10 protein-coding genes are annotated in these 15,165 nt (G+C 62.7%); 8 read left to right on the top strand and 2 right to left on the bottom strand.

Translation table 11 applies throughout. The annotated features are described in order from the left end of the window. Positions 1–57: 57 nt before the first annotated feature. The 6 genes from QMF81_RS04750 to QMF81_RS04725 all read left to right on the top strand — a co-directional run bounded on the left by QMF81_RS04750 (position 58) and on the right by QMF81_RS04725 (position 9,300). Entirely contained in the window at positions 58–1,413 is a 1,356-nt protein-coding gene (locus tag QMF81_RS04750) for an NAD(P)/FAD-dependent oxidoreductase (RefSeq protein WP_281752522.1), read from the top strand. Continuing rightward, positions 1,410–2,006 carry a Maf family protein gene (locus QMF81_RS04745; protein ID WP_281752520.1) on the top strand — a complete coding sequence of 199 codons (597 nt, stop codon included), beginning with the start codon at positions 1,410–1,412 and terminating at the stop codon, positions 2,004–2,006. Before QMF81_RS04750 ends, QMF81_RS04745 begins: the two co-directional genes overlap by 4 nt. Further along, positions 2,003–2,473: a phosphatidylglycerophosphatase A gene (locus QMF81_RS04740; protein WP_281752518.1), complete on the top strand. Its 471-nt coding sequence runs from the start codon at positions 2,003–2,005 to the stop codon at positions 2,471–2,473. Before QMF81_RS04745 ends, QMF81_RS04740 begins: the two co-directional genes overlap by 4 nt. Positions 2,474–2,481: 8 nt before the next feature. Beyond that, positions 2,482–4,932 carry an ATP-dependent helicase HrpB gene (hrpB, locus tag QMF81_RS04735; RefSeq protein ID WP_281752516.1) on the top strand — a complete coding sequence of 817 codons (2,451 nt, stop codon included), beginning with the start codon at positions 2,482–2,484 and terminating at the stop codon, positions 4,930–4,932. Between the two features lie 225 nt (positions 4,933–5,157). Further along, positions 5,158–8,370 carry a DEAD/DEAH box helicase gene (locus QMF81_RS04730; protein ID WP_281752514.1) on the top strand — a complete coding sequence of 1,071 codons (3,213 nt, stop codon included), beginning with the start codon at positions 5,158–5,160 and terminating at the stop codon, positions 8,368–8,370. Between the two features lie 195 nt (positions 8,371–8,565). Further along, a complete protein-coding gene (locus QMF81_RS04725) occupies positions 8,566–9,300 on the top strand; it encodes a DUF3944 domain-containing protein (RefSeq protein ID WP_281752512.1) in 735 nt (244 codons plus the stop codon). Positions 9,301–9,351: 51 nt separating this feature from the next. On the opposite strand, the gene msrA is transcribed toward QMF81_RS04725, so the two are convergent. Next, positions 9,352–9,954, bottom strand: a complete 603-nt coding sequence (msrA, locus tag QMF81_RS04720; protein WP_281752510.1) for a peptide-methionine (S)-S-oxide reductase MsrA — start codon at positions 9,952–9,954, stop codon at positions 9,352–9,354. Between the two features lie 33 nt (positions 9,955–9,987). Then, on the bottom strand, positions 9,988–10,263 hold the full coding sequence (locus tag QMF81_RS04715; protein WP_281752508.1) for a hypothetical protein: 276 nt from the start codon (positions 10,261–10,263) through the stop codon (positions 9,988–9,990). Between the two features lie 241 nt (positions 10,264–10,504). Here QMF81_RS04715 and QMF81_RS04710 point away from each other — a divergent pair, with 241 nt between their 5' ends. Next, positions 10,505–11,986: a hypothetical protein gene (locus QMF81_RS04710; RefSeq protein ID WP_281752506.1), complete on the top strand. Its 1,482-nt coding sequence runs from the start codon at positions 10,505–10,507 to the stop codon at positions 11,984–11,986. A 9-nt stretch (positions 11,987–11,995) separates the two neighbouring features. After that, positions 11,996–15,103, top strand: coding sequence for a FecR family protein (locus QMF81_RS04705; RefSeq protein WP_281752504.1), 3,108 nt, complete (start codon positions 11,996–11,998; stop codon positions 15,101–15,103). Positions 15,104–15,165 lie beyond the last annotated feature (62 nt).

Genomic DNA, 15,165 nt, shown 5'->3' with positions numbered 1-15,165 from the left:
GGCCATGGGTCCAGTAGGCAGCGGGACGCTGTACGTGATCTCTTTTTGGAGTATGCCATGACCCAGTTGCATGCCGATATGGTCATCCTGGGCGCAGGGCCGGCCGGTTATGCCGCAGCTCTTGCCGCCAGTCAAAGAGGAAAAGCCACCGTGCTCGTGGCAGCCGGCCCCCTGGGCGGCACCTGCCTCAATTGGGGGTGCATCCCCACCAAGATCTATCTTGGCGCCAGCGAACCCCTGGAGGGGCTGCGCACCATGGGGCGTCTGCGTCTCGTGCAGGGCGAGGCCGCCCTGGACCTTGCCGCCCTGCGCCGCCGCGTTCAGACCATCGTTCAGGCCACCCACAAGGCCATGACTACGGCTTTGGAGGGCGGCAAAGTACAGGTGATCCACGGCCGCGGCCGCATCATCGCCCCGCACACGGTCACGGTGCCGGAAAAGGACATCAGCATCCAGGCGCCCATCATCCTCGTGGCCACCGGCTCCCGCCCCATGCCCCTTCCAGGCGTCCCCTTCGGCGGCCCGATCCTCGACTCCACGGAGGTCCTCGAACTCTCCCAAGCCCCCCAGAGCCTTGCCATCATCGGCGGGGGGGCCATTGGCGTGGAGATGGCGCAATTCTGGAACCGCGTGGGCACGGCCGTCACCCTGGTGGAGGCGGCCCCCACCCTGGTCCCCAGTGAAGACCCCGCCCTTGGCCAGGCGCTTGCCTCCATGCTCAAGCGCAGCGGCATCACAGTCCACACCAACGCTCCGGTGCAGGAAGTCCTTGTGGACGGGGCCAACGTCCATGTCCGCCTGCCGGAGGCCACCTGCACGGCCCAGGCAGTGCTCGTGGCCATCGGTCGGCGTCCCAACACTGAAGACCTGGGCCTTGAGGCTGCCGGGGCGCAGGTGGATGGCCGCGGCTTCGTCATCACCGACGCCCAACTCCGGGCGGCCCCTGGCGTCTACGCCATCGGCGACGTCAATGGCCGCACGCTGCTCGCCCACGCCGCCGAACACCAGGCCCACTTTGCCGTGGCCCACGCACTCGGAGCAACCCAGGGGGCCTATACCCCTGGCCCCATCCCCGCCTGTGTGTACGGCGGCGCGGAACTGGTGCGCGTGGGGCCCGCGTATGCCGAACTCAAGACGCACGATGTGCTCGTCTCCCGCGCCATGCTCGCGGCCAACCCCATGGCCCAGGCCCATGGGCATGTGCACGGCATGGTGCAGGTGTACTGGCGCCATGGGCAGGTCGTGGGGGTGGCGGCGGTCGGGGCACGGGTCTCGCATCTTGCGGGCCTGGCCGAAGCCATGGTGCGGGACGGATGGGACGAATCGGCGGCGCACACCCATATCTTCGCCCATCCGAGCCTCGATGAGGCCGTACGCGCCGCCCTTACCGCGCCCAAGGAGCCGCTCCCATGATCGGTCGCGGCCCTTTGCGCCCCAAGCGTCCCCTGATCCTGGCCTCATCATCGCCACGGCGCCAGGCCATGCTTGCAAGTCTTGGCCTGCATTTCGTGGTGCGCGTACCATCCATCGACGAGTCCGCCCTCCCAGGCGCAGACCCACTGGCCCACGCCCTTGCCCTCGCCCGCGCCAAGGCGGCCGCCGTGCACGACCCGGAAGCGGTCATCCTTGCCGCGGACACCGTAGTGGCCCTGGGCAGCCGCATCCTGGGAAAGCCCCGCGACCCGGAGGAGGCCTTGCATATGCTGGAACTTCTGGCCGGCGCCGAGCATCAGGTGCATACCGCCGTGGCCCTGCGTCAGGAAAGCTGCGAGCACGCCTTCGCGGTTTCGGCACAGGTGCGCATGGCCGCATTTTCTCCAGAACTCCTGCGCGCCTACGCCGCCACCGGCGAAGGTCTCGACAAGGCCGGGGCCTACGCGGTGCAAGGGATTGGCGGCTTTTTGGTGGAGTCGGTGCGCGGATCGGTGAGCGCGGTCATCGGTCTTCCCTTGGCAGAAACCGTCGCCGCCTTGCTGCGCATGGGTGCGGTGGAGCCTGCCCCATGAAGCTCTCTGCCGGTGTTGTGCTCGGCCTCGCCACCTTGGGCGGCATCGGCCGCCTGCCCAAGGCCCCCGGCACCTGGGCCTCGGCTGCGGCCGCCATCCTGGCGCCGGTACTGTTTCTCCCACTCCCCATGCCCCTGCGGCTGGGGGTTTGCCTCGGCATCTACCTCGTGGGCGTGCAGGCGGCCACGCGCGCCGAAGTCCTCCTCCAGCGCCATGACCCTGGCTGCGTGGTCATCGATGAGCTCCTCGGGCAATGGATCGTCCTCGCCACCACGGCCCCCCACGCCCCGTGGTGGCAGCTGGCGCTGGCGTTCGTTCTCTTCCGACTGTTCGACATCATCAAGCCATGGCCCATCCACGCCCTGGAGCGCCGCATTGCCGGAGGTCACGGCATCATGCTCGACGACGTGGTGGCGGGTCTTATGGCCCTGGGGATTCTCTGGCTGCTGCGCGTCCTGCTTCCCTGACCCCTGCCGTGGACCAGACCTTCGCCGCTGCCATCGCCGCCACCCTGGACGGTCTCCGCGCCCCGGGCGCGTCCCTCCTGGTGCAGTCGCCGCCAGGTACGGGGAAGACCACGCGCATCCCCCCCCAACTCCTCAACGCCCCCTGGGCCCAAGGCCGCGGCATCCTCCTGCTTGAGCCCCGGCGCATGGCCGCGCGGGCAGCGGCGCGCTTCCTCGCCCACGGTCTGGGAGAACAGGTGGGGGGCACCATCGGCCTGCGCACCCGTCTGGAGACCCGAGTCGGCCCGAGCACCCGCCTGACTGTGGCCACCTACGGCGTGTATCTGCGCCTCCTGCAGGAAGACCCCGGTCTGGAAGCCTTTGCCGCGGTCATCTTCGATGAGTGCCACGAACGCGCCCTGGCCGCGGATCTCGCCCTCACCCTCACTCAAGACGCCCGCGCCACCCTGCGGCCGGACCTGCGCCTCGTGCTCCTTTCCGCCACTGTCGAGCCAGCGGACTTCGCCACGGTGCTTGCCAACCTTACGGTCGTCACCGCCACGGCCCCCAGCCATCCGGTGGAGGTAGAGTACCTGCCGCCGCGCCCTGGGGAGGACATCCTCGCCCACGCCGCCCGGGTCACCCGCCACGCCTGTCTGCGCCATGGCGGCACTGTCCTCGTCTTTCTCCCCGGCATGCGCGAAATCCAGCGCCTCGCCCAGGCTTTGGCAGACCTGCCGGCAGAGGTGCTGCCGCTGCACAGCACCACCCCCGCAGCCCAGCAAGACCAGATCCTGCGGCCGCAAGCCGAAGGCAAGCGGCGGGTGGTGCTCGCCACCAGCATTGCCGAGACCTCCCTCACCATCCCCGGGGTCACGGTGGTGGTGGACTGCGGCCTTGCCCGGGTGCCCTGCTACGACCCCGGCCGCGACCTCACGACACTAGCCACGGTGCCTGCATCGACGGCCACCATCCAGCAGCGCACCGGCCGGGCAGGACGCATAGGCCCAGGGGTATGCTACCGTCTCTGGGACCCCAAGGAAGACTGCCATCGCCCCGCGGCGGCGCGGCCCGAGATCCTGGAAGCCGATCTGACGCGCCTTGCCCTGGAAGTGGCCGCATGGGGGAGCCCAGTCCACGACCTTGCCTGGCTCACCCCGCCGCCCGCCGCGCCACTGCAACGCGCCCGTACCGTGCTCACCGATCTCGGCGCCCTGGACGCCCACGGACGCGCCACGGACCACGGCCGCACATTGCTCCGTCTCCCCCTGGCGCCGCGCCTCGGACACATGGTGGCCTCCTGCCCCGAGCACCTTCGGGCCACGGCCTGCGCCCTGGCCGCGCTCTTGGAAGAAGGAGGAGCCCTGGTGCGCCGCGAGCCCAACCTGCGCCACGCCCTGGCCGCCATCCACGAGCCCGGCCCCTGGCGCACGGTCTTCCACCGACTGCGCCGCAGCCTCGGTATTGCTGCAGACGCCCCGCTCTTCCCGGAACAAGTAGGCTTGCTCACCCTGTTGGCCTACCCGGACCGCCTCGCCGCACGCATGCCTGATGGCTCGTGGCGGCTGACCACCGGCACCAAGGCCGTGTGCCCCACGCCAAGCTATGGTGAGGCAACGTACCTGGTGGCGCCCTGCCTGTCGGGCAGCTCGGCCCGAACGCTCACCATCCACGCCGCAGCCCCGGTGGATATCCCCGACATCCAGCACGTCTGGGGGCCGCGCCTGCGCCTGGAGCGCAGCGTGCGTCTGGAAGGCGACGACGGCCGCGTGGTGGCGGAAAACCAACTGCTCGCCGACGCCCTTCCCGTAAGCACCCACCCCGACACCCCCACACCCGAAGAGCGTAAGACAGTTCTGGCCGAGGCCATCCGCCGCAGCGGCCTCTCCTTCTTCCAATGGACCGAGAGCGCCCGCCAGCTGGTGGCTCGGGTGCGCCTGGCCCACAGCCTCGATCCAGAGCACTGGCCTGCCTGGGACGATGCCTCGCTCATGGAATCCTTGGAGCATTGGCTCGGCCCGAACCTCATGCACTGCTCAAGACTTGCCCAGGCCGCGACCATGGACCTGACCCGTCCCCTAGAGGACTGGCTTGTCACCACGCACGGATATGACGCAATCCAACGTCTGGACCGTTTACTGCCCCAGAGCATATCCACCCCTGCCGGAGCAAAACGTCCCATCGACTATGCCGATCCAGCTGGGCCACGCGTATCGGTCAAGCTCCAGGAAATGTTCGGGGCCACCCAAAGCCCACGCCTGGCCCACGGCCGTGTCCCCATCACCCTGATCCTGCTCTCCCCCGCCAACCGTCCCCTGCACATTACCCAGGACCTCGCCGCCTTCTGGGCCGGAACCTACCGCGAAGTGCGCAAAGAAATGCGCGGCCGCTACCCCAAACATTTCTGGCCCGAAGACCCCGTCCAGGCCGCCCCGTGCACGCATACCCTCAAGCAGTCTCTATCAATCCGAAAACCTTGACCAAGCACATGGTTTCCACAGTTTTGTTCCAAGGTATTGCCAGACGTGCACATCCAAGATAGAAGTGCTGTCCTCATGCGCCCAAGAAGACCTGGAACGGGACAGAAGCGCTCAAAATTTCCTCTCTCCCCTTGCCAAACCCCACTGCTTCCAATACGGACAATGCCAATCTGTGTCTTCCACCTTGAGGCGCAGCATCTTTATATCGAGGAGAAGGTTTTTCTCATGACCCACGCAAACGACAGCGTCCAGCATATCCTCCGCGGATATCTCAACGACAGCGTGCCGGAGCATATCCAAGGCGCGGCGCAATATCTGCTTGCCGAAGAAGGCGCTCCCAAAATCAGCATCCACCCGGGGGAAGAGACCTGGGAGGTAGAGGCGCACTTCCAAGGGGAAGACTTCCAATCGTACACGCCGGAAATCAGCATCAATCTCGAGTATGGGATGGTGCACGCCTATTGCAACTGTCCAGACTCGTTCTCTGGAGTGTGTCCGCACATTGCAGCCACGGCACTGCATATCCTCAAGTCAACATCCTCTGCAGGCACAGAGGAAGAAAAGGAATCCAGCACTGTCAAATCCCAATGGAAGCAAACATTTCGCTCCTTTTTCGCCACCCATCTCGAACCAGAGCCTGGCGAACACTACATCATCTATCGATTTCATCCAGAGCCAGATCGACTGCAAATGGAATTCTTCCGTGCCCGTCAAAACAAGTCTGGACTCTCCACGGTACAGAATCCAGTCACTCTGGAACAGATCATCCGAAACCCCGATTGGTGCGAAATGGCGCCCGAGCTTCCCAAAGTGGCGGAACAGATCGGCCAGTATTTGGATTATTACGGACACCGTGTGGAGATCCCGGCAGGGCTCATGACCTGGTTCTTCTGGGCGATTCGCAACGAATACTATCTCTTCTGGGAAGATACCGAACAGCCGGTGACCATCGAAAGCACGCCCATGCGCCTGCAGCTGCGCCCCGAATTTTCCGAAGAAGGCCTTACCTTCGACATCATGCTCGGCCGTGAAGGCAAGGTCCCCTTTTCCATCGCCCGGCAGCCCATCTCCATCTTCGGCAAACTCCCCTTGTGGGTATGCCTCAAGCACCGCTTCTACCCGGTGCAGACCGGCCTAGAGCCGCGCCTGGTGCAAGAGCTCGTCACGGCCCCGCCGCGCATCCCCCATGCAGAGATCCCGGAATTTCTCGACCGCGTGTGGACCCAGCTTCCGGCCTCGGACCTCCATGGCCAGGACGAGTTCCTGGAGCACATGAAGCCCATCTTTGCCGCCGCCACCTACAACCCCAAGCTCTATCTGGGGGAAGAGGGGAGCCTGCTGACGCTGGAAATCCACAACATCTACGAGACGGAACACGGGGACATCACCCTGCCGGGCCCCAACCAGGACCTCCAGACCGGCAGCTACCAGTTCGAAGGCAAATCCTTCCTCATCCGCCGCGACCAGGAAAAGGAAGAGGCGCTCATCGCCACCCTCATGGAGATGAACTTCCAGCCCAGGTCCCAGTCCATGTGGTTCCTGGAGCCCGAAGAGGCGATCTCTTTCCTGCTGGACGCCTATCCGCGGCTGGTGGAGCAGTACCGGGTCTTTGGCGAAAAGGACCTCTCGCGCTACAAAGTGCGCAAGGCCACGCCCCAAGTAGTGGCGGAGATCACCACCCAGGAAGAAGACAAGTGGTTCAACCTCGAGATCTCGGTGGACTACGACGGCATGAGCGTGCCCATCGACAAGATCTGGAAGGCATGGACCCAGGGCAAGCGCTACGTGCAGCTCAAGGACGGCTCCTACACCAGTTTGCCGGAATCCTGGTTGCAAAAGCTCGGGCACAAGCTGGCGGCCATGGGACTGGACCCAGAAAAGCCGCCCAAGAAGCGCTTCGAGAACTTCGAAGCCCCGATCCTCGACAAGATCGTCGAAGACATCCCCGAAACTGTTGCCGACGGATTCTGGACGACGCTTCGAGAAAAGCTCCACGACTTCACGGAGATCAAGACCGTCACCCCGCCCAAGGGGCTCAATGCCACGTTGCGCCCCTATCAGCTCCAGGGCATCAGCTACATGAACTTCCTACGCGAATACCATTTTGGCGGTATCCTCGCCGACGAAATGGGCCTGGGCAAAACCATCCAAACCCTGGCCTTCATCCAATACATGAAAGAACACGGCGCCAAGGGCCCCAATCTGATCATCGTGCCCACCTCGGTGCTGCCTAACTGGGAGCGCGAGGCGCAGAAATTCGTACCGGACATGAAGCGGCTGGTCATTTACGGCTCGCGGCGGGAGAATCTCTTCAAGAAGATCGAGGAGTCCGAGCTCATCATCACCACGTACGCGCTGCTCCGCCGCGACTTGGATGAGCTGCTCAAGTTCGAATTCAACGCCGTGATCCTTGACGAGGCCCAGAACATCAAAAACCCCAACACCATCACCGCCCGCAGCGTGCGCAAGATCCAGGCCCGCTTCCGCCTGTGCCTGTCCGGCACCCCCATCGAAAACACCCTGCTGGAGCTCTGGTCCTTGTTCGAATTCCTCATGCCGGGGTTTCTCGGCTCCCAGACCGCTTTCCAGAAGGGATTCGTCAAACCCATCAAGGACGGGGACGAAGACAGCCTGAATTACCTCAAGGCCCGGGTCAAACCCTTCATCCTGCGCCGTACCAAGAGCGAGGTGGCCCAAGACCTGCCGCCCAAGGTGGAAAACATCTACTACTCGAGCCTCTTGGACGACCAGATGGAACTCTACGCGGCCCTGGCCAAAAAGCTCAAGGAGCAAGTGCTCCAAGACGTGGACGAAAAAGGTATCGCCCAGAGCCAGATCTCCATTTTGGACGCACTGCTCAAGCTGCGGCAGATCTGCTGCCATCCACGGCTGCTCAAGCTCGATGTACCAGGGGTCAACACCAACGTCTCTTCCGGCAAGTTCGAAGCCTTCAAAGATCTGGTCACCTCCATCATTGACGACGGGCACAAGGTGCTCGTGTTCTCGCAGTTCGTGCAGATGCTCCACATCATCCGCAACTGGCTCAACATGGTCGAGATCCCGTATTGCTACCTGGACGGCACCTCCAAAGACCGCTTCGAACAAGTGGACCGTTTCAACAATTCACCCGAAATTCCCATTTTCCTCATCTCCCTCAAGGCAGGGGGAACGGGCCTCAACCTGACGTCCGCCGATTACGTCATCCACTACGATCCCTGGTGGAACCCTGCAGTGGAAGATCAGGCCACGGACCGCACCCACCGCATCGGCCAGACCCGTCAGGTGTTCTCGTACAAGATGATCTGCGAAAACACGGTGGAAGAAAAGATCCTCAAGCTGCAGGAATCCAAAAAGGGCATCGCCGATTCCATCATCCCAGGACAATCGGCCTGGAAGAGCCTCACCCGGGCAGACCTGGAAATGCTCTTCGAGGTATAGCGAGACAGCCATCCCGGATCGGCAAAGGAATGCGGCAGACGCCGAAAAATCACAAAGCGGGAAGCAACGAGCTTCCCGCTTTTTTGACGCCAACTGTTGGTCTGCTGCCCGACGTATTGACCGGGGCACCGACCTTTGCTAGCGGCTCGGGAGCATTTTTTCGCCACTCTTCCAACCTTGAGCAGGATTTGCCGCATGAGCACCTACTACCGCCCGGACCCTGACCTCGATTTTCTCAAGGAGTGCAGCAACGAGGACCTCAACATCCTCGTCCATGTCCTTCTCTACGATCGGGAAGGCAAGCAGCGTTTCGTCGTCCGCCGGCTCCCCAACCACCCCCTCTACAAACAGCATGCCCCCAACCACTCTCTGTATTGGGAGGTCATCGCCGGCGAAATCCAGCTCTATGGTTCCAATCCCCTTGCGGCCATCGCCCGAGGCGGCCGCGGCAAGCATTACATCAAAATCCTCGGCGACGTGTGCGACCGCTTCGACCTGCGCTACAACCCCAATGCCGCCACCGAGATCATCGAACGCGAACTCTACTCCTTCCTCTTCACCAAATCCTTACAGCGCCTCTCCAAGGCCAACCTCGAAGCAGTGAGCGCGGCTTTTGCCATCAAGCCCGCCAGCATGAACCAACTTGCCGTCAACGTGGCCATCACCGAGGCCATGCGCTTCGACGACACCATCGCCAGCCGTATCGCCCTCTGCGTGGCGCACGGGGCCGCCATGTTCGCCAGCAATATCGGCTACCGCGATCAAGTGCCGCCCGAATTCGTGCCTGCCTTGGAGGCAACGGAAAAACCCCTGATGGTGGAGTTCGACTCCATCTCCCCCATCAATCTCACGGGATCGGCCCATTGGTTCATGATCCCAGTGGTCATGCAGGTCATCTACCTGCGCACCAAACACCTTACCCAAAGCTAGATCCGCAGCGATTTCCCCCTGGAGCGCCGAGGCCCCCAGGGGGAACGTGCCCTACTCCTTGGCCGGGTTCTTGTCCCCCCAAATGGTCTTGAGGCGGGCGTCACGCCCACAGCCCTGGCGGTAGAGGTGATAGCGCAGAGGGTTTTTCCCCGCATAGTCCTGGTGATATGCCTCCGCAGGATAGAAGGGGGCTCGAGGCAGCACGAGGGTGGCCACCGGAGACCCCAAACGCGCCTCGGTTGCGGCGATCCATTGCCGGACAATCTGCTCTTCCTCGGCATCGGCCACAAAAATGGCCGATCGATACTGCGGCCCGCGGTCGCAAAACTGTCCGCCGGCATCCAATGGATCGATATTCTCACCAAAAATCCGCACCAAACGGGAAAAATCCATCTGCTGCGGATCATAGCGCACCAGCACCGCTTCAAAATGCCCAGTGCGGCCGGAAGCAACCTCCTCGTAGGCGGGGTTTTCCACGTTGCCGCCAGTATAGCCAGAGACGACATCCTCGACCCCCGGCGTATTCCGAAAAGCGTGCTCCACACACCAAAAACAGCCCCCGGCAAACACCGCCTCGCGGAGGTTTTTGGCTGCAACCGGAGTTGCAGCCAAGCTCACCACGACCACACCCAGCATTGTCGGCATCCACCCCATGGGTTTCTCCTTATGTTTGCTTGTGAGCGCCCTTCACTGCGCGGAGCTGCACCGCGCCTCCCAAATGGGCAGCGCGTCCGAGGCGGTGGCCGCGCACGGCACCCAGCGCCGATCCCCATCCACCACATCCAGACGCACGAACCGCCGCTCGAGCGACGTCACCGCCATGCCATGCTCTTCCAAGGCCTGGGCGGCGTCCTCGGCCTCCGGATAGTCCAAGGCCGAAAGATAGCAGCGCCGCACGCCTTCCCGTTCCTCACAATGCGGCTCAAAATACCGCAAGAAGTACAATAAGGTTTCCATCCGCATAGAGCACCTCCTGTGCAGCGATCCTCAAGAAATTTCTGATGAACTATTAATATTTGTTCTCAAAAAGACAAGGCTCCGGGTTCAAGTTTCGCGAAATCATACCGAACCATTTGGTTTTCTTCTATATTATCTTGAGCACTGGCCCATGCCTCTAAGCAACAATCTCTCCATTCCCTCTTGCCGTGGGGAACGAATCAATCTATGCTCTTTTGCAAGAAGAATATAGAGCAGGAGTCTTGCCATGCTGCCAATTTTTCTCTGTATTTTCTTGTGCTTTGGAGTTCCTGCCGCCGCATCCGCTGCAGCATTGGAAGACGCCATCGCCCAATACCGGGCGGAAAACTACGAAGAAGCCCTGGAGATCCTCCAATCCATTCCCGAGTCCGGGCCGCACGGCTCGGTGGCGGCCTTCTACTTGGGGCTCACCTCCAAGCAGACCGGAGAACTGCGAAAGGCAGCCATTTTCCTCGAGCGCTCGTTGCGCCTGACTCCCCGGGTCAACGACGCCTACACCGAACTCACCGACGTGCTCCTCGCCTTGGGAGACACCGAGAAGGCCGGCCGCATCTTGGATGAGGCCGAGGGCGCTGGGATCCGGTCCGGCGCCCTCATGTTTTTGCGCGGCCTGGTGCTGGCTCGCCAAGGAAAAACCGAGGGCGCCCGCCACGCCTTTGCCGAGGCCAAAGCCATGGATCCGCGCCTGGCCCCTCGAGCAGACCTGCAGCTGGCCATGCTCGACGTCAGCGAGCGCCGGTATTCCTCGGCCCGCCAGACCCTCCAGGCCATCACCAACATCGCCCCAGACACGGAGATTGCGGAATTCGCTCGGCAATACGACACCGCCTTGGCCAATCTCATGACCAGCCACAAGACCTGGCGATATACCGCGGGGCTGCAGTACCAATACGACGACAACGTCATCCTCAAACCCACCGATGACGTGCCCGGAGGCATCAGCTCCCGCCAAAGCGACTCCGCCATGGTGGGCAGCCTGCGCGCCGAATTCTCCCCCCTTATCGAGGGGCCGTGGAGCTTTCTTGGTCAGCTCACGGCCACTGGCGTGTGGCACGAAACCATCAACTCGCACGATCTCACCAGCCTTTCCCTCTCCCTGATCCCGGGCCGGAGCCTGTCCTCCGACACCCTGGTCACCCTGCCGGTCACGGCGACCCATGCCTGGCTCGATGGGCAGCGCTACTCCATCACCCTCGGGGTACGCCCCACCCTGCTCACCACCCTGGTCCCCGGCCATCTCCTCCAAGCGGCCATCGGCATCAATCGTCGTGATCTCATCGAAGCCCCCCTCATGGACGACGAGAACCGAGACGGGGTGCTCGGCACTGCGGCCCTCGCCTACCTCAAGCCCCTGGACCGAGGCGGTCTCTTCACCCTCGGCCTTGAGCTCTCGCGGGATGAGACCCGCGGGGTCAATTGGCGCAATACCGGCTACCGGCCCTACCTGTCGCTCCTCTACCCCCTCACCCAAGAGCTCAGCGCCCTGGCCAGCGGCGACGCCTTCTTCCAGGATTACGACGGAGAGCATACCGTGTTCGAAAAACACCGCCGGGACGAAACCTACACCGGCAGCCTCGGGCTCATTTGGCGGCCCTGGGACTGGGGCAAATTTTCGCTCCAATACACCCGCGTGGAGGCGGACTCCACCATCGCCATCTATGAATATACCCGCAATCTCTATACCCTCGGTTTCGAGGCGACCTTTTAGGAGGGCCCCATGCGCACCTTCTTCTGCGCCCTCATCCTCCTCGCCTTGGTCGCAGCATCCGCCCTCGCCGCCCCGGTAGGCCGCATCTCCGCCGTGGAGGGAAGCGTAGATGTCCTGCATCGCGGCGCCACCCCTGGGGATCCGGCCCACGTGGGCATGCCGGTGGACGAAGGCGACATGATCCGCACCAAGAGTAACTCCAAGGCGCAGGTGACCTTTACCGATGGTAACGTGCTCAACATCGGCCAGCGCTCCCGCCTGGACATCCGTGAGTACCGCCTTAATGGCCAACGGACCCTGGAACTGCCTCGCGGCAAGGCCGAGGCCGTGGTGGACCCGCAAACCGTCAAGGCCATTGCCACCGAACCAGGACGCCACGCCTTCGAGATCCGCACCCCCAACGCCGTGGCCGGTGTGCGCGGCACGCAGTACATCACCTGGAAAGAGGGCTCGGTGTCCTACGTGCTCGTGCTCCAAGGCCGGGTGGAAGTCTTCAACCCCGCTTTCCCGGAGCAGAAGATCATCGTGGAGGCCGGCCAGATCGTGGCCGTGCCTGAAGATGCCCCGCCCGGTCAGCCCCAACCGGCAACAGAGCAGCAGATCCAAAAGCACCAGCAGGATACCACCATCGGTGGCGGCACACCCGGTGGCGGGGGCACATCCAGCGCTCCTACCGGTGGCGGCACCGGGACGCCAGGGGGCGATACCGCAACGGGAGGCGGGGCCGCAGGCGGTGGCAACCTTCTTGCGGCAGCAGCAACCGAGACTCCTTCGGGAGGCGGCACCTTCCAGCCCATGGCTGGAGCAGGACCTGAGCCAGTGGCCCTTGGGGATACGCCGACCACGCCCACGCAAACCGTCGTGGTCATCCCCATCACCGAGGCCCAGCCGCAAACGATCACCCCTGAGCCGCAGCCCGAGCCACAGCCAACCCCTGAACCCACACCTACCCCAGAACCCGGCCCAACCCCTGAACCCACTCCCACCCCTGAGCCAGGCCCAACGCCTGACCCAGGCCCAACCCCTGACCCAGGGCCTACCCCTGACCCAGGGCCTACCCCTGACCCAGGGCCTACCCCTGATCCAGGCCCAACGCCTGACCCCGGTGGTGGCGGTGGCGGCGGTGGTGGCGGCTCCACGGACACCACCCCACCGCAGATTGTAAGCATCCTCGCCAAGGCGGTGCCGGGATCCGTCACGCTCGTCTACGATATCTATGCCATGGACCCAGAAAGCGGGGTGGCCAGTGTGGAGTTCCGCGTCAACAATGGTCCGTGGCAATCTGCCCAGTTCGTGGATCAGACGTTGGGAGAGAAGCATTACAACGCCACCATTGCGGGCCTTCCACTCGGGCAAAACTCGAGCGTCGAATTCCGCGCCACCAATACCGATGGCGCTTCTGGCATCACCGCCGATAGCAACAATCCCATATCCCCCGTATATGCCAGCCTTTGGGGCAATGTATATGCAGGAAGCACCCCAGCACCTTCAAGCGGCGCCGCAGCAGGGGTGGAGTTCCGACCTACGATTCTGTCCACAGGCAGTATAACCCCCAGCACGCCTGTCCCCACCAACGGCACCACCCTGGAAGCCGGGGGATACGTGCTTCCAACGGCATGGACGCTGCGTGCCGGGACAAGCACCCCGCCCACCGGGCCGGGTACCCAAAACTACACATTGAATTCCCTCCATATTCTCACAGATACCCATTGGTGGAGCAGCAGTTCAGGATCCCTTCAAGCAGCGCTGGATAATTCCAGCGCAATCACGGCCCTTGCCTTCCAAGGCAATCTCCAGCCTGTTCCCCTCATCCACAAAGCCACAGGCACTATTTCTGATTTGTCCCTCCAGTACATTTTGGGGGGCTGGAGCGCCGATTCTCCATGGTACAATCCCAACCCGAACCCTCCGCACCACCCCATCGCCTTCTTGGGTTCCCTGACAGCACCTTCTCCAACCACGTGGCACACCGAGATCGACGGCACGGTGCTTTCGGGAGGCGGAGACTACGCGGGATACATGGCCGGCTGGCTCGCCCAGCGCACCAATGACCAGTACAACCTCTCCGGCCGGATCGTGGTCGTATATGTCAATCCATCTGGGGGTGCCGGGATCCTCACCGGCGGCTTCGGCGAAGGGGCAGAAGCCAATGTCCTGAGCTCCGTGAACATGGTGGACGCCCAAGGGGGATTCCAACATGCTGTGGTGCTTGAACCCTCATCAGGACTCGGCACCATTGGCCTCGGTGTGGTATATTCTTCTCCCGTAAATGGCACAGGAACTCTTGGGTCTGGTGCCATAACGACGGCAGATGCACCCACCACCTTCAAGCGGGCGGCCTTGTTTCCATGGGGCGTTGGGTATCTCGATCTATCAGGAACATATACAGATACGAACCTATCGTACCCAGCAACTGCCGTACTTCCATTGCAATCATCATCAATGCTAGGACTAGATGTTGCCCAGGGCATGGTAACCGCCCAATTCTTCGACACAACAGCCGGCACAGTCTGCAACGTCATTCGAGGGACCACGGCTGCTGGATTCGTGATTGTTGGCGGTCCTTCGGTCTCCACGGGCATCTTCGTGGGCGAGACCATCGGGACATTCGATCCTTCCGCATCCCCAGATCTCACGTGGAGTGCCACGGCCATTGGCCCCTGGATGGAAACCCAGGAGTATCTCCACATGGTCTCGTCCAATCCATCTCAACTCACTGCCCTGAATCTGCCAGCATATACTGTAGGACAAACAACCTTAAGTGGCGGGGATACTACCTTCAATGTTCAACTCCAGGACGTCAAATTCCTTGCACCAACGGCTGGCGGGATACCCACAGTATGGGCAACGGGATCCGTTACCGGAGGTTTCACGTCAGGGCATCCTATAATTGGGACGACAACAGTATCACTCGGTGATGGATCGTCGCTCAGCGATATCCAATTCACCCCAACCTATTGGGGTGGGGGTCAATGGGCGGCAACAGTATCCGGTCAGGGCCTTGGATCTCTCAATACCATTATCATTGATGCCATGCACGGCGTAGCGGCGGGGCAGTACGACGATACTGGAGGGACCTTCTCCGGCACCGCAGCAGGGGGCGTGGAGGCGCGCTAGTGATGGACGCCGATGCACCGCAACAGCAACCGCCCCGCCGCATGGGGCGGTTGCTGTTTGGG

The organism is Thermodesulfomicrobium sp. WS (genome assembly GCF_027925145.1).
Classification (GTDB): Bacteria; Desulfobacterota; Desulfovibrionia; order Desulfovibrionales; family Desulfomicrobiaceae; genus Thermodesulfomicrobium.
This window is presented reverse-complemented; position numbering and strand designations above follow the sequence as displayed.